Source organism: Streptomyces sp. NBC_00400, from assembly GCF_036048035.1.
GTDB lineage: Bacteria > Actinomycetota > Actinomycetes > Streptomycetales > Streptomycetaceae > Streptomyces.
The window spans coordinates 6,322,219-6,343,182 of record NZ_CP107940.1 but is presented as its reverse complement, the minus strand read 5'-3'; the positions used below and the strand labels follow the sequence as shown (position 1 = coordinate 6,343,182).

The 20,964-nt window shown below is 73.1% G+C and carries 22 protein-coding genes; 6 read left to right on the top strand and 16 right to left on the bottom strand.

The window, feature by feature from the left end; all coding sequences use genetic code 11:
- Positions 1 to 191: 191 nt before the first annotated feature.
- A complete protein-coding gene (locus OHS81_RS27760; RefSeq protein WP_311623412.1) occupies positions 192 to 923 on the bottom strand; it encodes a VIT1/CCC1 transporter family protein in 732 nt (243 codons plus the stop codon).
- Between the two features lie 411 nt (positions 924 to 1,334).
- On the opposite strand from OHS81_RS27760, the gene OHS81_RS27755 reads away from it, so the two are divergent.
- Entirely contained in the window at positions 1,335 to 2,693 is a 1,359-nt protein-coding gene (locus OHS81_RS27755) for an ADP-ribosylglycohydrolase family protein (RefSeq protein ID WP_328387575.1), read from the top strand.
- Positions 2,690 to 3,922, top strand: a complete 1,233-nt coding sequence (locus tag OHS81_RS27750) for a CaiB/BaiF CoA transferase family protein (RefSeq protein ID WP_328387572.1) — start codon at positions 2,690 to 2,692, stop codon at positions 3,920 to 3,922. Before OHS81_RS27755 ends, OHS81_RS27750 begins: the two co-directional genes overlap by 4 nt.
- Positions 3,923 to 4,070: 148 nt before the next feature.
- On the opposite strand, the gene lgt is transcribed toward OHS81_RS27750, so the two are convergent.
- From lgt to hisI, 11 genes are all read right to left on the bottom strand, one after another.
- A complete protein-coding gene (lgt, locus tag OHS81_RS27745; protein WP_328387570.1) occupies positions 4,071 to 5,198 on the bottom strand; it encodes a prolipoprotein diacylglyceryl transferase in 1,128 nt (375 codons plus the stop codon).
- A 220-nt stretch (positions 5,199 to 5,418) separates the two neighbouring features.
- Positions 5,419 to 6,384, bottom strand: coding sequence for a DsbA family protein (locus OHS81_RS27740; protein WP_328387568.1), 966 nt, complete (start codon positions 6,382 to 6,384; stop codon positions 5,419 to 5,421).
- 115 nt (positions 6,385 to 6,499) lie between these two features.
- Positions 6,500 to 7,318 carry a tryptophan synthase subunit alpha gene (gene trpA, locus OHS81_RS27735; RefSeq protein ID WP_093639328.1) on the bottom strand — a complete coding sequence of 273 codons (819 nt, stop codon included), beginning with the start codon at positions 7,316 to 7,318 and terminating at the stop codon, positions 6,500 to 6,502.
- Positions 7,315 to 8,601: a tryptophan synthase subunit beta gene (gene trpB / locus OHS81_RS27730; RefSeq protein WP_328387562.1), complete on the bottom strand. Its 1,287-nt coding sequence runs from the start codon at positions 8,599 to 8,601 to the stop codon at positions 7,315 to 7,317. The genes trpA and trpB overlap by 4 nt, the downstream gene beginning before the upstream one ends.
- 406 nt (positions 8,602 to 9,007) lie before the next feature.
- Positions 9,008 to 9,298: a tryptophan biosynthesis modulator TrpM gene (trpM, locus tag OHS81_RS37495; protein WP_443058776.1), complete on the bottom strand. Its 291-nt coding sequence runs from the start codon at positions 9,296 to 9,298 to the stop codon at positions 9,008 to 9,010.
- A 25-nt stretch (positions 9,299 to 9,323) separates the two neighbouring features.
- Positions 9,324 to 10,133: an indole-3-glycerol phosphate synthase TrpC gene (gene trpC, locus OHS81_RS27725; RefSeq protein ID WP_088797201.1), complete on the bottom strand. Its 810-nt coding sequence runs from the start codon at positions 10,131 to 10,133 to the stop codon at positions 9,324 to 9,326.
- Positions 10,134 to 10,317: 184 nt separating this feature from the next.
- A complete protein-coding gene (locus OHS81_RS27720; protein WP_328387559.1) occupies positions 10,318 to 10,764 on the bottom strand; it encodes a DUF2752 domain-containing protein in 447 nt (148 codons plus the stop codon).
- Positions 10,765 to 10,951: 187 nt separating this feature from the next.
- Positions 10,952 to 11,197, bottom strand: a complete 246-nt coding sequence (locus tag OHS81_RS27715) for an HGxxPAAW family protein (protein WP_129296900.1) — start codon at positions 11,195 to 11,197, stop codon at positions 10,952 to 10,954.
- 85 nt (positions 11,198 to 11,282) lie between these two features.
- Complete coding sequence (locus tag OHS81_RS27710; protein WP_328387556.1) at positions 11,283 to 11,948, bottom strand: TIGR02234 family membrane protein; 666 nt, start codon at positions 11,946 to 11,948, stop codon at positions 11,283 to 11,285.
- Positions 11,949 to 12,290: 342 nt separating this feature from the next.
- Positions 12,291 to 13,832 (bottom strand): anthranilate synthase component I, encoded by a 1,542-nt coding sequence (locus OHS81_RS27705; RefSeq protein WP_328387554.1) that lies wholly within the window; start codon positions 13,830 to 13,832, stop codon positions 12,291 to 12,293.
- 11 nt (positions 13,833 to 13,843) lie between these two features.
- The gene (gene hisI / locus OHS81_RS27700) at positions 13,844 to 14,233 is read right to left on the bottom strand and encodes a phosphoribosyl-AMP cyclohydrolase (protein WP_328387552.1); all 390 of its coding nucleotides are present in this window, start codon (positions 14,231 to 14,233) and stop codon (positions 13,844 to 13,846) included.
- Positions 14,234 to 14,266: 33 nt separating this feature from the next.
- Here hisI and OHS81_RS27695 point away from each other — a divergent pair, with 33 nt between their 5' ends.
- Positions 14,267 to 14,410, top strand: coding sequence for a hypothetical protein (locus tag OHS81_RS27695; protein WP_328387550.1), 144 nt, complete (start codon positions 14,267 to 14,269; stop codon positions 14,408 to 14,410).
- Between the two features lie 92 nt (positions 14,411 to 14,502).
- Here the strand turns inward: OHS81_RS27695 and OHS81_RS27690 are convergent, their stop codons facing one another.
- Positions 14,503 to 15,135, bottom strand: coding sequence for a TIGR03085 family metal-binding protein (locus OHS81_RS27690; protein ID WP_328387548.1), 633 nt, complete (start codon positions 15,133 to 15,135; stop codon positions 14,503 to 14,505).
- A 100-nt stretch (positions 15,136 to 15,235) separates the two neighbouring features.
- Positions 15,236 to 16,132 carry a LysR family transcriptional regulator gene (locus OHS81_RS27685; protein ID WP_328387547.1) on the bottom strand — a complete coding sequence of 299 codons (897 nt, stop codon included), beginning with the start codon at positions 16,130 to 16,132 and terminating at the stop codon, positions 15,236 to 15,238.
- A 94-nt stretch (positions 16,133 to 16,226) separates the two neighbouring features.
- Here OHS81_RS27685 and OHS81_RS27680 point away from each other — a divergent pair, with 94 nt between their 5' ends.
- From OHS81_RS27680 to OHS81_RS27670, 3 genes are read left to right on the top strand one after another with little or no spacing between them, the layout of a single operon-like run.
- A complete protein-coding gene (locus OHS81_RS27680; protein ID WP_328387545.1) occupies positions 16,227 to 16,982 on the top strand; it encodes a succinate dehydrogenase in 756 nt (251 codons plus the stop codon).
- Position 16,983: 1 nt separating this feature from the next.
- The gene (locus tag OHS81_RS27675; RefSeq protein ID WP_328387543.1) at positions 16,984 to 19,014 is read left to right on the top strand and encodes a fumarate reductase/succinate dehydrogenase flavoprotein subunit; all 2,031 of its coding nucleotides are present in this window, start codon (positions 16,984 to 16,986) and stop codon (positions 19,012 to 19,014) included.
- A complete protein-coding gene (locus tag OHS81_RS27670) occupies positions 19,011 to 19,754 on the top strand; it encodes a succinate dehydrogenase/fumarate reductase iron-sulfur subunit (protein WP_328387541.1) in 744 nt (247 codons plus the stop codon). Before OHS81_RS27675 ends, OHS81_RS27670 begins: the two co-directional genes overlap by 4 nt.
- 40 nt (positions 19,755 to 19,794) lie before the next feature.
- On the opposite strand, the gene hisF is transcribed toward OHS81_RS27670, so the two are convergent.
- Positions 19,795 to 20,559 (bottom strand): imidazole glycerol phosphate synthase subunit HisF, encoded by a 765-nt coding sequence (hisF, locus tag OHS81_RS27665; RefSeq protein ID WP_328387539.1) that lies wholly within the window; start codon positions 20,557 to 20,559, stop codon positions 19,795 to 19,797.
- The gene (locus OHS81_RS27660; RefSeq protein WP_311623411.1) at positions 20,556 to 20,963 is read right to left on the bottom strand and encodes a Rid family hydrolase; all 408 of its coding nucleotides are present in this window, start codon (positions 20,961 to 20,963) and stop codon (positions 20,556 to 20,558) included. The genes hisF and OHS81_RS27660 overlap by 4 nt, the downstream gene beginning before the upstream one ends.
- Position 20,964 lies beyond the last annotated feature (1 nt).

Genomic DNA, 20,964 nt, shown 5'->3' with positions numbered 1-20,964 from the left:
AAGCGAAAAGGGGCTTCCAACATGCGGACACCGCACGGGCGGCGAGTCAGTGCACGGACGGAATCCAGGCCGTCCCACAAGGCGGCGTTCGGCGAGCGACGTTGCCCGCGACGCCTGGGCCTTATGCCCGGTCGTCAACAAACCGAAACCGCTGGGTAACGCGGTAATTATGCAGTCACCCGTATGACACGTCAGCCTACGACGGTTCCGAACAGTGCTCCCAGGGCGTACGTCACACCCGCGGCCGCGCCGCCGAGGGCCAGCTGCCGCAGCCCGCTGAACCACCAGGAACGTGCCGTCACCCGCGCCACCACGGCCCCGCAGGCAAAGAGTCCGACCAGCGCGAGCAGCACCGCGGGCCAGATCGCGGACGCCCCCAGCAGGTAAGGAAGGACAGGCAGCAGTGCGCCCAGCGCAAACGATCCGAAGGAGGAGACCGCGGCGACGGTGGGCGAAGGAAGGTCGGACGGGTCGATGCCCAGCTCCTCGCGGGCATGGATCTCCAGGGCCTGCTCCGGGTCCCGGGACAGCTGGGCCGCGACCTGCCGGGCGAGCGCCGGCTCGACCCCGCGGGACTCGTAGAGCGCCGCCAGCTCCTCCAGCTCGTCCTTCGGGTGCTTGCGCAGCTCGGACCGCTCGATGTCCAGCTCGGCCTGCACCAGCTCACGCTGCGAGGCGACCGAGGTGTACTCCCCCGCGGCCATCGAGAAGGCGCCGGCGGCCAGCCCCGCCAGGCCGGTGATGATGATCGTCTGCTGCGACAGCGCACCGCCGGCGACACCGGTCATCAGGGCGAGGTTCGAGACCAGCCCGTCCATCGCGCCGAAGACGGCGGGGCGCAGCCAGCCGCCGTTCACATCGCGGTGGGTGTGGTTGTCGCGGTGGGCCACATGCGTCGGCGCCGCGGCATCCATGATCTCCATGACGGACATATCGGTACCTACTCCCTGCAGCGAGGTGTGGGCCGATGGCGGCGCTTCCCCCTCCAACACCTCGAAGCTATGCGCGCAGCACCCTCCGCCGCTAGCAAGGAAGGCCGAACTTACCGCGCTGACCTGCGGTTTTTCCCTGAACTTGGCGATGAGATCCGGGTCACACCCCGTTTTCGGGCCTTCGGGAGGTCCCGTGCCGGGTGCCCTCCGGGGGAGTCGACCGGGTGACCCTGCCGCCCGGGACAGGAGAGCCGGGCCGCCGCGTGGCACGGATACAGCGCAGCGGTCCAAAACCGGCCGGCGCCCCCGAGCCACCGGGACGGCTGTCCCGCCGGCCCTCCCCGATGCCGTCCCCGGCGCCCTGCCGGCCGCCTCCCCCACCGTGGAAGGACTCACCCGCAGATGACGTACGCAAGCGAGCAGACACCGGCCGCGACGCCGGAGGCGACGCCGACCGCGACACCGGATACGCCGGATGCGTCGGATGCACCGGGCGCCTCCGACGCGGGGGCCGTCCGGACCCTCCCGGCCCGCGCGGTCCCCCCGGTCGCCGAGCCGTCGCCCGCGGGTCCGGTGCCGCCCGCCGTCTCCGCCCCGCCCTCCCTGGAGGACCGGGCGGCCGGATGCCTGGTCGGCGCCGCCGTCGGCGATGCGCTCGGCGGGCCCGTGCAGGGCTGGTCGCCGGAGGAGATCGTCAAGCGGCACGGCGGCCGGGTCGAGGGCATCGTCGGACCGTTCCACGACAACTGGCGCACCGCCCGCCCGCTCACGCCGTACCACAAGGGCGACGGCCACGTCACCGACGACACCTTGATGACGCATGCGCTGGTGCGGGTCTACGAAACGGTGCGCGACCACCTCGACGCCTATGACATCGCCGACCACCTCGTGCCGGACCTGATCGGCACCCCGCGCTGGATCCCGGAACTGGAGACCGAGGCGCTGCCGCTGCAGCGGATCTTCCTCGCCGAGAAGTGGATCGTGGCGCGGCTGCACTACGGGCACGCGGACCCCCGCGAGGCGGGCGTCGGCAACATCGTCAACTGTGGTGCGGCGATGTACATGGCTCCGGTCGGCATCGTCAACGCCGGCAACCCGGACCGGGCGTACGCCGAGGCGCTGGACATCGCCGGTGCGCACCAGGCCTCCTACGGGCGGGAGGCGGCGGGGGTGTTCGCCGCGGCCGTGGCCGCCGCGTTCCTGCCGGACGCCACCCCGTCCTCGGTCGTCGTCCAGGCGCTGCGGCTGGCCAAGGACGGCACCCGTGCCGCGATCGAGGCGGTCTGCGAGGCCGCGGCGTCGCTCACCGACACCGCGTCGGCGCCGGCGCCGCTGCGTGCGGCCGTCGCCCCCTTCGACACGGTGGGCCCGGACTACCGCAACCCGTCGCTCGGCGCCCGGCGCCCCTCCCGGCTGCACGCCGTCGAGGAACTTCCCATCGCCCTGGGCATGTTGCTGACCGGTGGCGGCGACTTCCGGGCCACGGTCCTCGGCGCGGTCAACTACGGCCGCGACTGCGATTCGATCGCCACGATGAGCGGCGCGCTCGCCGGCGCGCTGCGTGGCGCGGCGGCGGTACCGGCCGAGTGGAGCGAGGAGGTCGCCCGCGCCAGCCGTCTCGATCTGCAGGCGCCCGGGGCCGCGCTGGCCACCGTCGCCCGCGAGATCTTCACCCGTGACCGGGCCCGCGCCCGCACCCACGAGCAGGCCTTCACCGCGATCTCGGCCATCCCGGCGTTGACGGAGGCGAGCGGACGGTGACGGCCACGGCGGCCGGCGACCGGCCCGATGGTGCGGCTCCCTCCCCCGGCCCGCTCGCCGGACTGCGGGTGCTCGATCTCGCCACGCTGTTCGCCGGTCCGCTCGCCGCCACCCTGCTGGGGGACTACGGCGCCGAGGTGATCAAGGTCGAGCATCCGCACCGTCCCGACCCGTCACGCGGCCACGGGCCCGCCAAGGACGGCATCGGCCTGTGGTGGAAGCTGCTGGGCCGCAACAAGAAGACCGTCACGCTCGACCTGTCCCACCCGGAGGGCCGGGAGGTCCTGCTGCGGCTGGCCGCCGGCGCCGACGTCGTCATCGAGAACTTCCGGCCCGGGACCCTGGAGCGCTGGCGGCTGGGCTGGGACGAACTGTCCGCGCGCCATCCGGGGCTGGTGCTCGCCCGGGTCACCGGCTTCGGGCAGTTCGGCCCGTACGCCCGCCGCCCCGGGTTCGGCACCCTGGCCGAGGCGATGAGCGGCTTCGCCGCGATCACCGGCGAGCCGGACGGCCCGCCGACCCTGCCGCCGTTCGGCCTCGCCGACGCGATCGCCGCGCTGACCACGTCGTACGCCGTGATGGCCGCGCTGCACGCCCGGGCGGCGACCGGCCGCGGCCAGGTGATCGACCTGGCGCTGATCGAACCGATGCTGACCGTCCTCGGCCCCCAGCCGCTCTGGTACGACCAGCTCGGTCACGTCCAGCCGCGGACCGGCAACCGCTCCCCCAATGTCGCGCCGCGCAACACCTACCGCACCGCCGACGGCTCCTGGGTGGCGGTCTCCACCTCGGCCGAGTCGGTCGCCGCGCGGGTGATGCGGCTGGTCGGCCGGCCCGAGGTGATCGACGAGCCCTGGTTCGCGACCGGCGAGGGGCGTGCCCGGCACGCCGATGAGCTCGATGCAGCGGTCGCCGGCTGGATCGCCCGGCACGACCGGGCCGAGGTGCTGGCCGCCTTCGAGAAGGCCGAAGCGGCGGTGGCACCCGTCTACGACATCCGCGAGGTGATGGCGGATCCGCAGTACCAGGCGCTGGGAACGATCACCGAGGTCCCGGACGACGAACTCGGCACCGTGAGGATGCAGAACGTGCTCTTCCGGCTCTCCGCCACGCCGGGCGCCATCCGCTGGGCGGGGCGCCCGCACGGCGCGGACACGGACGAAGTGCTCACCGGGATCGGCCTGACCGGTCCCGAGATCGACGGGCTGCGCGCGGCGGGTGCGCTGTGACGGCGGCTCCCCCGCCGGCGGGGCCCGGCGGGTGCTGGAGCTAGCCGAGCGACGGCGCTGACGGCGCGGCAACGCCCCGGGACAGCACAGCGCCGGGCGGACCCGACGTATCGGGTCCGCCCGGCGCGGTCGGCGGCCGGTGGCTGCCTCAGGACTTCTTGGTGCTGCCGCTTCCGGCGGGCTTGGCGGCATCCGCCGCGGGGGCGTCCACCGCTTCCTCGGCCTTCTCGCCCGCGGACTCGTCCTTCGCGGACTCCGCGGGCTTCCCGGCCTGCGCGGTCCCGACGGCGCCCGGCTCCGTCCCGTCGGCGGCAGCCGACTCCGGCGAGGGCTTTACGGCCGCGGCGTCGGCGGTGGCATCGGCGTCGGCGTCGGCGTCGCTCTCAGCGCCCTTGGCGCCGTCCGCGTCCTTGGCGCCTTCGCCGCCCTCATCCGCGCCCTCACCCTCGGCGAGCTGCGCCCCCGGTTCGACGACCGCTTCCCGGCCGGGTGCCTTCTTGGCGGAGACCACCAGGTAGCCGATGGCGAGGACGAAGACGATCAGCGCGGTCCAGACGTTGAGCCGCAGGCCCAGGATGTGGTGCGCCTCGTCGACCCGCATGTACTCGATCCAGGCGCGCCCGGTGCAGTAGGCGGCGACGTACAGCGCGAAGGCCCGCCCGTGGCCGAGCCGGAAGCGCTTGTCGGCCCAGATCACCAGCGCCGCCACGCCGAGGCACCACAGGCTCTCGTAGAGGAAGGTCGGGTGGTAGGTGCCGCCGATCCGTCCGATCGCGGGGTCGGAGCTGATCTTCAGCGCCCACGGGACATCGGTCGGCTTGCCGTACAGCTCCTGGTTGAACCAGTTGCCCCAGCGGCCGATCGCCTGCCCGATGGCCAGACCGGGCGCCAGCGCGTCGGCGTAAGCGGGCAGCGGGATGCCCCGCCGCCGGCAGCCGATCCAGGCGCCCACGGCCCCGAGCGCGACCGCGCCCCAGATGCCGAGGCCGCCCTCCCACACCTTGAAGGCGTCGAGCGGGTGGCCGTTCGGGCCGAAGTACGGCTCGTACGTCGTGATGACGTGGTAGAGGCGGCCGCCGACCAGCCCGAAGGGCACGGCCCACACGGCGATGTCGGCGACGGTGCCGGAGCGGCCACCGCGCTGTACCCAGCGCTTGTTGCCGAGCCAGACGCCGACGAAGACGCCGATGATGATGCAGAATGCGTAGCCGCGCAGCGGGATCGGGCCGAGATGTACGACGCCGACCGACGGGCTGGGAATGAATGCGAGGTCCATGGCAAGGTCGACGCTACCGCGCCGGGCGGGGTCGGCGACAACCCACCCGGCAACGGCTGCGTAACGACCCCGCTGTCGTGCGATGACGCTGTGTGTACGGGAGGACCGCGGCGCCGCCGGTGCGGAGCCCGTCAGGACCGCCAGGACCGCCAGGACCGCTAAGTCCGCCAGGGGGTCTTCCCCTGAGTCCCCAGCGCCCCGGCCGAGTCCCCAAGTCCCCCTAAGTTCCCGGCGTGGCGCTCATGCCGTGCTGCTTCCCCCGGGGCGAAGCGCTCCGGGCGGCGTGTTCTCCCCGGGGCGGGGTGCTCCGGGCGGCCTGCTTCCCCCGGGTCGAGGTGGTCGGGTGCGGCGAGGCGCCGGAGTGGGGCGAGGCGCCGGTGTGCGGCGAGGCGCTTTTCCCCGGCTGCTTGCCCTTGTTGGCGTCCTGCACCATCTTCTTCAGGTCCGCGGGGGTGAGGCGGCCGCCCTTCTCCTTCGCGAGGTCCTTTCCGTTGAGCAGGACGGTCGGGGTACCGCGGTATCCGGACTTGGCGAAGGCGTCGGTGGACTTCTGCGCGAAGCGGTCGTATCTGCCGTCGTTGACGCACCGGGTGAAGGCGGGGGTCACCAGTCCCTTGACCTTGCCGGCGAGTTGGAGGAGGTACTGCTTGTCGGCGAACTTGTCCTGCTCCTCGGGCGGCTGGTGGGAGTAGAGGACGTCGTGGTACTCGCGGAACTTCCCCGCGTCCTGGGCGCAGAGGGCGGCGTTGGCGGCGTTGAGGGACCCCTTGCCGCCGGCGTTCCCGTCGATGATCGTCACGAGGTGGTACTCGTTCTTGAGCTGACCGGAGTCCTGCAACTCGTGGATGGCCGGGCGGAAGCCGGTCTCGAACTGCTGGCAGGCGGGGCAGCGGAAGTCCTCCCACACCGTGAGTGTGGAGGGGGCGTGGGGAGCGCCGACGGGAATGGCGGGGCTGCTGCCGCCGCCGGCCTGTTTCGGACGGGCGGTTTCGTTGTCGGAACTGCTCTTGCCGCTGCCGGCCGAGGTCGCCCAGACGGCGATGCCGCCGGCGACCGCCAGCGCCACCACCACCGCTCCGGCGACGACGGCCTGCCGGCCGCGCCGGGCACGTGCCTTCTCCTTTTCCCGCTGTTCCTGCAGCCGCTCGCGGGCGGTTCTCTTACCCTCATGGTTCTTCTGGCTCACGCCCCTGGACAACGAAGCGGAGGGGTGCCGCCGCACCCCTCCGCACCGATGTTCGCCCTATCGAGGGACAGCGCGCCGGTCTCCCGTCCCTGCCGGACCGGCGGCGCGCACCGCGCTAGGCCCGCTGTCGCACGCCCTCGGCCAGCTCGGCCGCCAGGGCGCGGATCCCGGCGAGACCGTCCGCCAGGTCGCCGTCCGCCGCCAGCAGCCGCTTGACGAACGCCGAGCCGACAATCACTCCGTCCGCGAACCGGGCCACCTCGGCGGCCTGTTCGGGGTTGGAGACGCCCAGGCCGACGCAGACCGGCAGGGCGGTGGTCGCCTTGGTGCGCCGTACGAGGTCCTGCGCCTGCGCCCCCACCGACTCACGGGTGCCCGTGACGCCCATCAGCGAGGCGGCGTAGACGAAGCCGGAGCCCGCGGCCGTGATCTCGGCCAGTCGCGCGTCCTTGCTGCTGGGGGCGACGACGAAGACGGTGGCGAGGCCGTGCTTGTCGGCGTGCTCCCGCCAGGTCGCGGACTCCTGGACCGGCAGGTCGGGCAGGATGCAGCCGGCGCCGCCCGCCTCGGCGAGCTCGGCGGTGAACCGCTCGATGCCGTAGCGGTCGATCGGGTTCCAGTACGTCATGACGAGGACGGGCTTGCCGGTGGCCTCATGTGCCTCGCGCACCGTCCGCATGACGTCCGCGATCTTCACCCCGCCGCGCAGGGCGATGTCGTCGGCGGTCTGGATGACGGGACCGTCCAGGACCGGGTCGCTGTGCGGCAGCCCGACCTCCACGACGTCCGCGCCGCCGTCGAAGACGGCCTTGGCCGCCTCGATGCCGCCGTCGACGGTCGGGAACCCGGCCGGCAGGTAGGCGATGAGGGCGGAGCGGCCCTCTGCCTTGGCGGCGGCGAGGGTGTCGCTCAGCAGCTTGATGTTCCCGCTCACTTGACGTCCCCTTCGATCTCCGCGTCGGCGGCGGCGTTGTCCGCCTCGACGGCGGCGTCCGTGTCGTACAGGTCGAAGTAACGGGCGGCGGTGTCCATGTCCTTGTCGCCGCGCCCGGACAGGTTGACGACGATCAGGCCGTCCGTACCGAGCTCCTTGCCGAGGTCCAGGGCGCCGGCCAGCGCGTGGGCGCTCTCGATGGCCGGGATGATGCCCTCGGTCTGCGAGAGCAGGCGCAGCGCCTGCATCGCGGCGTCGTCGGTGACGGCACGGTACTCACCGCGGCCGCTGTCCTTGAGGTAGGCGTGCTCGGGCCCGATGCCCGGGTAGTCGAGGCCGGCCGAGATGGAGTACGGCTCGGTGATCTGGCCCTCCTCGTCCTGGAGGACGTAGCTGCGGGAGCCGTGCAGGATGCCCGGTTCACCGGCGCTCAGGGTGGCCGCGTGCTCGCCGGTCTCGAGGCCGTGGCCGGCCGGCTCGCAGCCGACGAGCCGGACGCCGGCGTCCGGGAGGAAGGCGTGGAAGAGGCCGATGGCGTTGGAGCCGCCGCCGACACAGGCGACGGCCGCATCCGGCAGGCGGCCCGCGCGCTCCAGGATCTGGCGGCGCGCCTCCACGCCGATGACGCGGTGGAAGTCGCGCACCATCGCCGGGAAGGGGTGCGGTCCCGCGACGGTCCCGAACAGGTAGTGGGTGTGGTCGACGTTGGCCACCCAGTCGCGGAAGGCCTCGTTGATGGCGTCCTTGAGGGTGCGGCTGCCGGACTTCACGGCGATGACCTCGGCGCCGAGCATCCGCATCCGGGCGACGTTGAGGGCCTGCCGCTGGGTGTCGATCTCGCCCATGTAGATCGTGCATTCGAGGCCGAAGAGGGCGCAGGCGGTGGCGGTGGCGACACCGTGCTGGCCGGCGCCGGTCTCGGCGATGACCCGGGTCTTGCCCATCCGCTTGGTGAGCAGCGCCTGGCCCAGCACGTTGTTGATCTTGTGCGAGCCGGTGTGGTTGAGGTCCTCTCGCTTGAGGAACACCCGGGCCCCGCCGGCGTGTTCGGCGAAGCGCGGCACCTCGGTGAGCGCGCTGGGGCGCCCGGTGTAGTTGACCATCAGGTCGTTGAGCTCGGCGGCGAACGCGGGGTCCGCCTTGGCCTTCTCGTACTCGGCGGCGACCTCGTCGACCGCGGCGACCAGCGCCTCGGGGATGAACTTGCCACCGAAGGCGCCGAAATAGCCTTCGGCGCTGGGCACGCGCCCCTCGGGGTCGGGAAGGAAGAAATCGGAGGACATCAGACGCACTCCTCGGCCGGGGCGGGCTGCCCCGGAAGTCCGGTTGTGTCGGAGATATTCGGGATTCGGGATACGGGCATCACGGTAGGCGGCGCGCGCCGCACGGGCCGGTGCCGCCGCGGAGCCGCACGGGGCGGCTTTCGCGGAGGGCCGGACGGCGTCGTGGGGCCCGGTCGCGGGTGGTGGGATCCGGTCGCGGGCCTGGAACCCGGCCGCGGGCTGTGGGGCCCGCGGCCGTGGGACCCGGTCGCGCGGGCCGTGGGACCCGGCCGCAGGACCCGGCCGCGGCGCTCCCCCGCCCCCCTCGGGGGGGGGCGGGGGTGGGTTCGGGGGTGGGGGGGGTGAGCAAGCGGTCAGACGACCGCCGCACCCACCGGCACCCCGGCGCCCGGAAGGGGCCGACGCGTCAGCGCGCGGACCCCGGTCGCCATCGCCTGCCGTTGATCTGTCCCGGCTCGGATCCGATGTGGTACCTGACCCTGCGCCCGTGGACCCGTCGTGCGGGCGCCCGGCAGCCGCGGTGCCACGGCGGCAGCGCGCAGCGCTGCGGCTCGGGGCGGCGGTGGGCGGCGGGCGGGAAGCCGGGGACCAGCGCCGGGCGCGGGACGCGGGTGGCCCCCGCCGCGGCGCGCGCGCCAACCTGACCCGGGTACGGAACCCGGGCCCGGCAGCTGAGCCTCGCGGCGGTGGCGGTCATGTCGGTGTGTGCCGTTCCCTGGCGCTCAGGACCGGCCGTGCCGGATCGCCGGGTGGGAGCCCGCGGCGACCAGGTCGGCGACCGCGGTCCTGGGGTCCTTGCCGGTCACCAGCGACTCGCCGACCAGCACCGCGTCCGCGCCGTCATTGGCGTACGCGATCAGGTCGTGCGGTCCGCGCACCCCGGACTCGGCGATCTTGACGATGTGGTCGGGGATCTCGGGGGCGACCCGGGCGAAGTTGCCGCGGTCGACCTCAAGGGTCTTCAGATTGCGGGCGTTGACACCGATGATCTTGGCGCCGGCGTCCACCGCGCGGGCGACCTCTTCCTCGTCGTGCACCTCGACCAGCGGCGTCAGCCCGATCGACTCGGCCCGCTCGATCAGCGAGACCAGCGCCTCCTGCTCCAGCGCGGAGACGATCAGCAGCGCGAGGTCGGCGCCGTAGGCACGGGCCTCCCACAGCTGGTAGGCGGTGACGATGAAGTCCTTGCGCAGCACGGGAATGTCGACCTTGGCGCGGACGGCCTCCAGGTCGGCCAGCGAACCGCCGAACTTGCGCTGCTCGGTCAGGACGGAGATGACCGCTGCGCCGCCCGCCTCGTAGTCGGCGGCCAGACCGGCCGGGTCGGCGATCGCGGCGAGCGCGCCCTTGGACGGGCTGGAGCGCTTGACCTCGCAGATCACCGTGACGCTCTCGCCCTTGAGCGCGGCGACGCCGTCCTTGGCGGGACGCGCCTTCTGGGCCCGCTCCTTGAGCTCGTCGAGGCCGACGCGCGCCTGCCGCTCTGCGAGGTCGGCACGGACGCCGTCGATGATCTCGTCGAGCACACTCACGCGAGCGGCCTCCTTCTTGAGCGGTGGAGGTGGACAGTGGCCTGTGGGACGAGCTGTCCCATCCGGCACTCCGATGGTATCCGCCAAAGGATCCAGGTCTCACATCCGGTGGACCGTGGTCCCACGACCTGGACATCCCGGAGCCCCGGACGGGCGGGCGCGGCCGGCCCGCGCGGCCTGCGGATCACGGTGCCAGCCCGCTGCCGAAGGGGAGATTGCGGACGACCGTGAAGACCAGCAGCAGAGCGCCCAGCGCCCACCAGTGGGCGGCTCGCGGCCGCGGGCCCGCCGTACGGCGGCCGCGCACCGCACGCCCCAGCCAGCGGGCCCAGAGGACCGCACAGGCGGCGTACCCGGCCACCGCGAAGGCGTTGGCGCCCAGCGCCGCCACGAGATCGCCGTGGGCGACGGCATGGGCGCTGCGCAGGCCGCCGCAGGCCGGGCACAAGAGGCCGGTGAGGTGCAGCAGCGGGCACACCGGGTAGTGCCCGGGCTCGTTCGGGTCGACGACGCCGAGGCAGGCGAAGGCGGCGGTGGCGGCGGCCAGGACGCCCAGGGGCGTTGCCAGACGGCGGGGCAGCCCGCCGTGGAGTCGGGCTTCGGGCCGGGGCCGCGCCGCGGGTTCGCTCACGTGCCGATTGTGCGGCCGTACGCGCGAAGGCGCAGCTTCTCGGCCGCCGTACGGAAGAGGCACGGACGGCTGGTACGGCACCAGGGGTGCGTACGGACCGGGAAGCGGCGCCTTCGAGGGGTGCCACGAGGGTGGCGCCGGGTCGCGGCGCCACGGGAGCGGAAGGCCGAGCCCTCCTGCGGCCGGCTCAGCCCTCCTGCGGCTGCGCCTTCGCCTGGGTGCGCGGCTTGGCCGAGCGCTTGGGCTCCTGGCCCAGGCCGGCCGCGCGCATCAGACCGCCCGCCAGGGCGCCGAGACCGATCAGCACGATGCCGGCCCAGAAGCCGGGCACGTTCCCCAGCACGATGAAGGCTCCGGAGACACAGAAGCCGATGAACGAGATGATGACGCCGGTCCAGGCGGCGGGGGTGTGTCCGTGGCCACTGCTCGACATGAATGCTCCTCGTTGCTCTCTCGCGCCGGGGTCGGGGCGCGGTGATCCTCAGCGCCCATTGTCACCGATGCCGGGTGGAGCACCGTTACCGGGTGGGGTCCTCACCGCGGTCCAGGGACTTCCAGATCTCCTCGGGGCGGTCCAGATCCGGCGCGGGCGGCGTCCGCCGCGGGCCGCGGCCGCCCCCGGGCGTGCGCTCGTAGCGGCCCGACATGGCAGGCCAGTGGCGCCCGCAGACCAGTGCCAGCAGCCCGGCGAGCAGCAGCAGCAGACCGCCGGCGGCGGCCACCCACGGCCATCCGGTGTGCGTGACGTGATGCACACCGGCGTCGGTCAGTCCGACCGCGGTGGCGGCCTTCTCCCGCAGCGCCGAGGTGTCGGAGTTGCCCAGCACCGCGGCGACGGCGATGCCCACGCCGCTGAGCGTGAGCAGAACGGCGACCGCGATCCGGCCGGCCTTGCGCACGGCGAAGACGGCGACCAGCGCGGCCAGCCCGACGACGGCCAGCGCGCCGGGCACACCGGTCACATCGGCGCCGGTCACGCTGCGCGGCAGCTCGCCCTGGGCCAGCACCGCGGTGCCCTTGGCCCAGGTGCGGCCGGAGGCCAGCAGCGCCAGGGCGGCGCCGACCGCACCGGCCGGCAGCGCCAGGGCGAGACTGCGCTTGGCACGGGACGCGGGCCTGGCCGGCGGGGGCCCGGGCGTGACCGAGGGCTGGGTCTCGGCAGGGGTCTGGGGTACGGCACTCACGGGTACCACTATCGCGCACCGGCCGGCGGGGCCCGGCGCGCGGGGGTGGCACCCCAGGCGCGGGGGCTACCCGCCCAGGTGGTTCGCGGTGTTCACGGCCCGCAGCACCGCGGCCGCCTTGTTGGGCACTCGGGGCACCCCGCGGCCGGGTGGACCGGGGCAGGGGCCGTTGGTGGTCCCGCCCGGTGGACCACCCCTCGGCGGCTACCCGCCCAGGTGGTTCGCGGTGTTCACGGCCCGCAGCACCGCGGCCGCCTTGTTGGGCACTCGGGGCACCCCGCAGCCGGGTGGACCGGGGCAGGGGCCGTTGGTGGTCCCGCCCGGTGGACCACCCCTCGGCGGCTACCCGCCCAGGTGGTTCGCGGTGTTCACGGCCCGCAGCACCGCGGCCGCCTTGTTGCGGCACTCGGTGTCCTCGGCCACCGGGTCGGAGTCGGCGACGATCCCGGCGCCCGCCTGGACGTAGGCGGTGCCGTCCCGCAGCAGGGCGGTGCGGATCGCGATGGCGGTGTCGGAGTCGCCGGCGAAGTCGAGGTAGCCGACGCAGCCGCCGTACAGACCGCGCCGGGTCGGCTCCAGCTCCTCGATGATCTGCAGGGCGCGCGGCTTGGGGGCGCCGGAGAGCGTGCCCGCGGGGAAGCAGGCGGTGAGCACGTCGAAGGCGCTGCGGCCCTCGGCCACCTGCCCGGTGACCGTCGAGACGATGTGCATCACATGGCTGTAGCGCTCGACGGACATGAAGTCGACGACCTCGACGCTGCCCGGCTCGCAGACCCGGCCCAGGTCGTTGCGGCCCAGGTCGACCAGCATCAGGTGCTCGGCGCGTTCCTTGGGGTCGGCCAGCAGCTCGTCCGCGAGGGCCTGGTCCTCCTGGACGGTCGCGCCGCGCGGGCGGGTGCCGGCGATGGGGTGGACCATGGCCCGGCCGTCCTCGACCTTCACCAGCGCCTCGGGGCTGGAGCCGACGACGTCGAAGCCGGTCCGCACACCGTCCTCGCCCTCGAAGCGGAAGAGGTACATGTACGGGCTGGGGTTGGTGGCCCGCAGCACCCGGTAGACGTCCAGCGCGCTCGCCGTGCAGGGGGTCTCGAAGCGCTGGGAGGGCACGACCTGGAAGGCCTCGCCGGCCCGGATGCGCTCCTTGATGTCCTCGACGGCCTCCCGGAAGGCCGGGCCGCCCCATTCGGCGGTGTACGGCGGGACCTCGGAGGGCGGCAGCGCGGCGGCACCGGCGGGCGCGGGCCGGGCGAGGTCGTCGGCCATGGTGTCCAGGCGGGCCACCGCGTCCGCGTAGGCCTCGTCGATACCGGTGTCGAGGTCGTTGTGGTTGATCGCGTTGGCGATCAGCAGGACCGTGCCGCTCCAGTGGTCGAGGACGGCGAGGTCGGAGGTGAGCAGCATGGTCAGCTCGGGCAGCTGCAGGTCGTCCTCGGTCTGCTCGCCGATCTTCTCCAGCCGGCGCACGATGTCGTAGCCGAGGTAGCCGACCATGCCGCCGGTGAACGGCGGCAGGCCCTCGCCCTCGATGAGGTCGCGGGGGGTGTGCAGCGCCTCGACGGTGTCGCGCAGCGCGTCGAGCGGGTCGCCGCCGGCCGGCATGCCGACGGGCGGGCTGCCCAGCCAGTGCGCCTGCCCGTCGCGGGTGGTGAGCGTGGCGGCGCTGCGGACGCCGATGAAGGAGTAGCGCGACCACGTACGGCCGTTCTCGGCGGACTCCAGGAGGAAGGTGCCGGGGCGTTCGGCGGCGAGTTTGCGGTAGAGCCCGACCGGGGTGTCGCCGTCCGCGAGCAGGCGCCGGGTGACGGGGATGACCCGCCGGTCCTTGGCGAGGGTGCGGAAGGTGTCGAGGTCCGGTGTGGCGGTGCCGGTGGTTCCCGTGGTCATGGCAGCGGAGCCTACTGGTCCTGACCGGCCCGGGTGGTCAGTACGTCCGCATCGAAGCAGGTCCGGTCGCCGGTGTGGCAGGCGGCGCCGACCTGGTCGACCCGGACCAGGAGGGTGTCGGCGTCGCAGTCCAGTGCCACCGACTTGACGTGCTGGACGTGGCCGGAGGTGTCGCCCTTGACCCAGTACTCCTGGCGGCTGCGGGACCAGTAGGTGCAGCGGCCGGTGGTGAGGGTGCGGCGCAGCGCCTCGTCGTCCATCCAGCCGAGCATCAGCACCTCGCCGGTGTCGTACTGCTGGGCGATGGCGGGGACCAGGCCGTCGGCGCCGCGCTTGAGGCGGGCGGCGATGGCGGGGTCCAGGGCGGGGGTGGTGTCCGGGGTGGCGGCGCGGCTGCTCATGGTGTCCATTGTGCCGTGCGGCATCCTGCAGGCATGCATCATCAGCAGCCGCCCGCGCCGCCACCGCCGCCGGACCCGGACCGCGCCGCGCGGGTGGCGGCGCGGGTGCTGGGGGCGGTGTTCGTGGCGGCGGTGGTGGTCGGCGTGGTGGTCGTGGCGGTGGTGTTCCGGTCGTGAGAGGGCGTGCTCCCGTCGTGCGACGGCGGCGGGCCCCCGGCTTCACGGACGCGGAGGGACGGGCTCACCCCCGGCTTCCCGGAGGGCCGGGCTCACACCCCCAGCTTCGCCGCCCGCAGCCGGTCGAGGGCGTCCTTGTCGCCGTCCAGCTCCACATCGGCGGCCTCCTGCCGGCCGAAGGCGAACATCGTCAGCTCGCCCGGCTCGCCGACGACCGTGACCACCGGGGTGCCGCGATGGGCCACCGCCGTCCGCCCGTCCGGGCGCCGCAGCACCAGGCCGACCGGCGACTTCCGGCCCAGTACCCGGGCCATCCGCTCGATCCTGGACCACAGCGCGTCGGAGAACACGGGGTCCAGCTCCCGCGCGGTCCAGTCCGGCTGCGCCCGCCGTACGTCCTCGGCGTGGACATAGAACTCGACGGTGTTGGACGCCTCGTCGAGCTGCTTGAGCGCGAACGGTGACAACCGCGGCGGCCCGGTCCTGATCAGCCGGATCAGCTCCTCGTACGGCTTGCCGGCGAACTCCGCCTGCACCCGCTCCAGCCGGGCGGCCAGCGGCTTGACGAGCAGCCCGCCGGCCGCGTCGGCGCGCCGCTCGCGCACCACCACATGCGCGGCCAGGTCCCGCGCGCTCCAGTTCTCGCACAGCGTCGCCGCCTCGGGGCCGGCGCTCTCCAACAGGTCGGCGAGAAGGAGCCGTTCACGCTTCGCATGGGTCGACATGCGGCCAGCCTACGACCGGCCACGGCCCCCTGCCACGGGGCCGCGCCCGGCCCCGCCCGGTGATCCGCCCCTCTCCCCCGTCCACCGGGGTCCTGCCCGCTCAGGGGCCGTCCGGCTCCAGGTGCTCCCGCAGGATGCGCTCCAGTTCCCGGGCGGCGCGCGGCGGGGAGACATCGCCCCGGTGGGCGACGGAGACCACACGGTGCATACCGGGCGTCGAGAAGGGGGTGACGCGCAGTCCGGAGCGTTCGGCGACCATGCTGGGGACCACGGCGAGGCCCAGCCCGGCACGGACGAAACCGAGGACCGCGTCCATCTCACCGCCCTCGACGGTGAAGGCGGGCTCGAAACCGGCCGCCCGGCACGCTGCGGTGGTGAATTCCCGCAGGTCGTAGCCCCGTCGGAACATGGCCAGCGGCCGGCCCTGCAGATCCTCCACCCGGATGCGGGTGCGCCGGCCGACGGGGGCCGGGCGGTCGGGAGCGGAGACCACGACCAGTTCCTCGCGCAACAGGTCGGAGGTGGTCAGGGCGGGGGCCTGGAGCGGGAGCGGGGTGATGACCAGGGCCAGGTCCAGTGCGCCGTCGGCGAGCGCCCGGACGAGGTCCTGCGAGCCGTCCTCGGTCACCAGGAGGTCCACCCCCGGATATGCGGTGTGGAAGGCCCGCAGGACGTCGGGGACGAGGCTGGCGCACAGGCTGGGCGGGGCGCCGAGGCGCAGCCGGCCGCGGCGCAGCCCGGCGACCTCCTGGACCTCGCGGCGGGCGGTCTCGGCATCGGCGAGGATCCGCCGGGCGAGCGGCAGCAGCGTCTCGCCGGCATCGGTGAGGGAGATGTGGCCGCGGGCGCGGTGGAAGAGCTCCGCTCCCAACTCCCGTTCCAGTGAACGGATCTGCTGGGAAAGGGAGGGCTGGGCAACATGTTCGCGCTCGGCGGCGCGGGTGAAGTGCCGGGTGTCGGCCACGGCCGTGAAGTAGCGGAGCTGCTGCATCTGCATACGGGGAAGGGTAGACGGCGATAGGCCCAGCCTATGGAGATGAGCCGGACCATGTCTTGGACCGATCGGAGGCCGGTCCCTACCGTCGGGACCCATGGCACTGGACACACGGACGGGCCGACGGCCGTCCTTCGCGGGCCTCCTGTGGCGCTCGACCATCGGCAAGAAGACGGCGATGGCCGTCAGCGGCCTCGTGATGCTGCTGTATCTGGTCGTCCACATGCTGGGCAACCTCAAGATCTTCTTCGGCGCGGCGGACTTCGACGCGTACGCCGCCTGGCTGCGCACCATCGGCGAGCCGTTCCTGCACCACGAGTGGTTCCTGTGGATCGCGCGGGTGGTACTGCTGGCCGCGGTCGTGGTGCATGCGGTGGCCGCGTACCAGCTCAGCCGGCGCGACCTCGCCGCCCGGCCCACGAAGTACGCCCGCCCGTCGCACGGCCACCACCCCCGGCGGGGGCGCTTCGCGCCGCACCTCCTTCTGCGCCGCCGCGCGAGCTACGCAACCCGGACGATGCGCTGGGGCGGCGTCATCCTCGGCCTTTTCCTCGTCTGGCACCTGCTGGACCTGACGACGCTGACGGTGAATCCGCGTGCCGAGGCCGGCCACCCGTACGCGAACGTGGTCGCCACCTTCTCCACCTGGTACGGCAACGCCGTCTACGTCGTGGCGATGCTCGCCCTCGGCCTGCACATCCGGCACGGCTTCTGGAGCGCCGCGCAGACGCTGGGCGCAGGCCGGGCCGGCCGCGACCGGACGCTCAAGGCCCTCGCGAACGCCCTCGCCGCCGTCCTGACCGCGGGTTTCCTCGCCGTCCCCGTCTCCGTGATGACCGGAGTAGTGAGCTGACATGACGCCGACCACCGATCCGACTTTGACCGCCGATGCGACACCGTCCGCCGGCCCGACGCCGGCCCCCGGCACGACGCCGTACGGCAGCTACGCCGACTACCCGACCGGCGCGCCCGTCGCCGACACCGCGGCCCCCGGCGGGCCGGTCGCCGAGCGCTGGGACCGCCGCCGCTTCGAGGCCAAGCTCGTGGGCCCGGCCAACCGCCGCAAGCACACCGTCATCGTCGTCGGCACCGGACTCGCGGGCGGCGCGGCCGGTGCCACCCTCGCCGAACAGGGCTACCACGTCGAGCAGTTCTGCTACCAGGACTCCCCGCGCCGGGCCCACTCCATCGCCGCCCAGGGCGGGATCAACGCGGCGAAGAACTACCGCAACGACGGCGACTCCGTCCACCGGCTCTTCCACGACACCGTCAAGGGCGGCGACTTCCGCGCCCGGGAGTCCAATGTGCACCGGCTCGCGCAGATCTCGGTCGAGATCATCGACCAGTGCGTGGCCCAGGGCGTGCCGTTCGCCCGCGAGTACGGCGGTCTGCTCGACACCCGCTCGTTCGGCGGCGTCCAGGTCTCCCGTACGTTCTACGCCCGCGGCCAGACGGGGCAGCAACTGCTGCTCGGCGCCTACCAGGCGCTCTCCCGGCAGATCGCGGCCGGGACGGTGCGCCTGCACGCCCGTACCGAAATGCTCGACCTGATCGTCGTCGACGGCCGGGCCCGCGGCATCGTCGCCCGCGATCTGGTCACCGGCCGGATCGAGAGCCACCTCGCGGATGCGGTGGTCCTGGCGTCCGGCGGCTACGGCAACGTCTTCTACCTGTCGACGAACGCCATGCACTCCAACGCCACCGCCGTGTGGCGGGCGCACCGGCGCGGGGCGTACTTCGCCAACCCCTGCTTCACCCAGATCCACCCCACCTGCATCCCGCGCACCGGCGACCACCAGTCCAAGCTCACGCTGATGAGCGAGTCGCTGCGCAACGACGGGCGCATCTGGGTCCCAAAGGCCCGGGGCGACGTCCGCCCGCCCGACCGGATCCCCGAGGAGGAGCGCGACTACTACCTGGAGCGCCGCTACCCCTCCTTCGGCAATCTCGTCCCCCGCGACATCGCCTCCCGGGCCGCCAAGAGCGTCTGCGACGAGGGCCGTGGCGTCGGCCCCGGCGGTCAGGGCGTGTATCTGGACTTCGCCGACGCGATCGCGCGGTGGGGCAGGGGCGCGGTCGAGGAGAAGTACGGCAATCTCTTCGACATGTACGCGCGGATCACCGCGGAGAACCCGTACGAGACGCCGATGCGGATCTACCCGGCCGTGCACTACACGATGGGCGGCCTGTGGGTCGACTACGACCTGCAGACCACCGTCCCCGGCCTGTTCGCCATCGGGGAGGCCAACTTCTCCGACCACGGCGCCAACCGCCTCGGCGCCTCCGCCCTGATGCAGGGCCTCGCCGACGGCTACTTCGTCCTCCCGCCGGCCCTCAACGACTACCTGGCCCGCCATCCGCAGCACGACACGCTCACGGCCGAGCACCCCGTCGTACAGGAAGTGCTGGCCGAGACCGAGGACCGGCTGAACCTGCTGCCGGCTGTCGACGGCGACCGCACCCCCGACTCCTTCCACCGCGAGATCGGCGAGCTCATGTGGGAGTACTGCGGGATGACCCGCACCGACGAGGGGCTGCGCAAGGCTCTCGACCGGATCCCGCAGATCCGCGAGGCGTTCTGGCGCCGCATCAAGGTGCCCGGCACCGGCGAAGAGTTCAACCAGTCCCTGGAGAAGGCCCACCGCATCGTCGACTACCTGGAGCTCGCCGAGCTGATGTGCCTCGACGCCCTGCACCGCGCCGAGTCCTGCGGCGGCCACTTCCGCGAGGAATCGCAGACCCCCGACGGCGAGGCCGCCCGCCGGGACGAGGAGTTCTGCTACGCGGCCGCCTGGGAGTTCACCGCCACCGGCGAGGCCCCCGTCCTCCACAAGGAAGACCTGGTCTTCGCATACGTCCACCCCACCCAGCGGAGCTACGCATGAAGCTCACCCTGCGCATCTGGCGCCAGCCGAACGCCGACGCCCCCGGCGCCCTGACCACGTACCAGGTGGACGGCATCTCGCAGGACATGTCGTTCCTGGAAATGCTCGACACCCTCAACGAAGAGCTCATCCTGAACGGCGACGATCCGGTCGCCTTCGACCACGACTGCCGCGAGGGCATCTGCGGCGCCTGCTCGCTGGTCATCAACGGCGAGGCGCACGGCCCCGAGCACACCACCACCTGCCAGCTGCACATGCGGTCCTTCCGGGACGGCGACACCCTCGACATCGAGCCGTGGCGGGCCGCCGCCTTCCCGGTCGTCAAGGACCTGGTCGTCGACCGCTCCGCCTTCGACCGCATCATCGGGTCCGGCGGCTACATCACGGCCCCGACCGGCGCCGCCCCCGAGGCCCATGCCACCGCCGTGCCCAAACCGGCCGCCGACACCGCCTTCGAGCACGCCGAGTGCATCGGCTGCGGCGCCTGCGTGGCGGCCTGCCCCAACGGCTCGGCGATGCTCTTCACCGCCGCCAAGGTCGTCCACCTCAACTCCCTGCCCCAGGGCGCCCCGGAGCGGGAGAGCCGCGTCCTGGACATGGTGGGACAGATGGACGCCGAGGGCTTTGGCGGCTGCACCAACACCGGGGCGTGTGCGACGGCCTGTCCCAAGGGGATTCCGCTCTTCAGCATCGCCACGATGAACCGGGAGTTCGTCCGGGCGGCGCGGAAGGGGCGCTGAGCGGGACGGAACGCCGTATCGGACCGCGGCCCTCCGGCGGTCAGCGCACCGGGTGCCCCGCCCCCCGGAGGGCGTCCTTGACCTGGCCGATGCGCAGGTCTCCGAAGTGGAAGACGGACGCGGCCAGGACCGCGTCGGCGCCGGCCGCGACGGCCGGGGAGAAGTCGTCCAGCTTGCCGGCGCCGCCGGAGGCGATCACCGGGACGGTGACGTGCTTGCGGACGGCCTCGATCATCTCGACGTCGTAGCCGTCCTTGGTGCCGTCGGCGTCCATGGAGTTGAGGAGGATTTCGCCGGCGCCCAGTTCGGCGGCGCGGTGGGCCCATTCCACGGCGTCGATGCCGGTGCCGCGGCGGCCGCCGTGGGTGGTGACCTCGTAGCCGGACGGCGTCCCCGCGTCGGTGCGGCGGGCGTCGACCGAGAGGACCAGGACCTGGCTGCCGAAGCGTTCGGCGATCTCGCGGATCACGTCGGGGCGGGCGATGGCGGCGGTGTTGACGCCGACCTTGTCCGCGCCGGCCCGCAGCAGCTTGTCGACATCCTCGGGGGTGCGGACGCCGCCGCCCACCGTGAGGGGGATGAAGACCTGCTCGGCGGTGCGGCGGACCACGTCGTAGGTGGTCTCACGGTTGCCGGAGGAGGCGGTGATGTCGAGGAAGGTCAGCTCGTCGGCGCCCTCCTCGCCGTAGATCTTCGCCATCTCGACGGGATCGCCCGCGTCGCGCAGGTTCTGGAAGTTGACGCCCTTGACGACCCGGCCGTTGTCGACGTCCAGGCAAGGGATGACTCGGACCGCCAGGGTCATGTCGGTTCAGGCCTCTCTGACAGTTCTCGGAAAGCTTCCAGTTCCACTTCCACCAGGACGCGGGGGTCGACGAATCCGGAGACCACGACCAGGCTCGAAACGGGCGGCGCGGCCTCGAAGAGCTCCCGGTGGGCGCGGCCGGCCGCGTCCACGTCACGCAGGTGGGTGAGGTACACACGGGTGCGCAGGACCGCGTCGGCGCCGAGGCCGAAGGGTTTGAGCGCATCCAGCGCGTGGGTGAAGGCGGCCTTGGTCTGTTCGTACGGGTCGCCCTCGCCCACAAGGACGCCGTCGACCAGTGGCATCGTCCCGGCGACCAGGACCCGGTCGCCGGCCGCCACGGCGCGTGCGAAACCGATCTTCTCTTCCCAGGGGTTGGGGGTCCGTACGCGCTCGATGGTCATC

Coding starts and splice junctions, on each gene's coding strand:
- OHS81_RS27760 (WP_311623412.1), bottom strand. CDS start 923: ATGGAGATCATGGATGCCGCGGCGCCGACGCATGTGGCCCACCGCGAC.
- OHS81_RS27755 (WP_328387575.1), top strand. CDS start 1,335: ATGACGTACGCAAGCGAGCAGACACCGGCCGCGACGCCGGAGGCGACG.
- lgt (WP_328387570.1), bottom strand. CDS start 5,198: ATGGACCTCGCATTCATTCCCAGCCCGTCGGTCGGCGTCGTACATCTC.
- trpB (WP_328387562.1), bottom strand. CDS start 8,601: ATGTCCTCCGATTTCTTCCTTCCCGACCCCGAGGGGCGCGTGCCCAGC.
- trpM (WP_443058776.1), bottom strand. CDS start 9,298: ATGACCGCCACCGCCGCGAGGCTCAGCTGCCGGGCCCGGGTTCCGTAC.
- OHS81_RS27715 (WP_129296900.1), bottom strand. CDS start 11,197: ATGTCGAGCAGTGGCCACGGACACACCCCCGCCGCCTGGACCGGCGTC.
- OHS81_RS27705 (WP_328387554.1), bottom strand. CDS start 13,832: ATGACCACGGGAACCACCGGCACCGCCACACCGGACCTCGACACCTTC.
- hisI (WP_328387552.1), bottom strand. CDS start 14,233: ATGAGCAGCCGCGCCGCCACCCCGGACACCACCCCCGCCCTGGACCCC.
- OHS81_RS27695 (WP_328387550.1), top strand. CDS start 14,267: ATGCATCATCAGCAGCCGCCCGCGCCGCCACCGCCGCCGGACCCGGAC.
- OHS81_RS27690 (WP_328387548.1), bottom strand. CDS start 15,135: ATGTCGACCCATGCGAAGCGTGAACGGCTCCTTCTCGCCGACCTGTTG.
- OHS81_RS27685 (WP_328387547.1), bottom strand. CDS start 16,132: ATGCAGATGCAGCAGCTCCGCTACTTCACGGCCGTGGCCGACACCCGG.
- OHS81_RS27680 (WP_328387545.1), top strand. CDS start 16,227: ATGGCACTGGACACACGGACGGGCCGACGGCCGTCCTTCGCGGGCCTC.
- OHS81_RS27675 (WP_328387543.1), top strand. CDS start 16,984: ATGACGCCGACCACCGATCCGACTTTGACCGCCGATGCGACACCGTCC.
- OHS81_RS27670 (WP_328387541.1), top strand. CDS start 19,011: ATGAAGCTCACCCTGCGCATCTGGCGCCAGCCGAACGCCGACGCCCCC.
- hisF (WP_328387539.1), bottom strand. CDS start 20,559: ATGACCCTGGCGGTCCGAGTCATCCCTTGCCTGGACGTCGACAACGGC.
- OHS81_RS27660 (WP_311623411.1), bottom strand. CDS start 20,963: ATGACCATCGAGCGCGTACGGACCCCCAACCCCTGGGAAGAGAAGATC.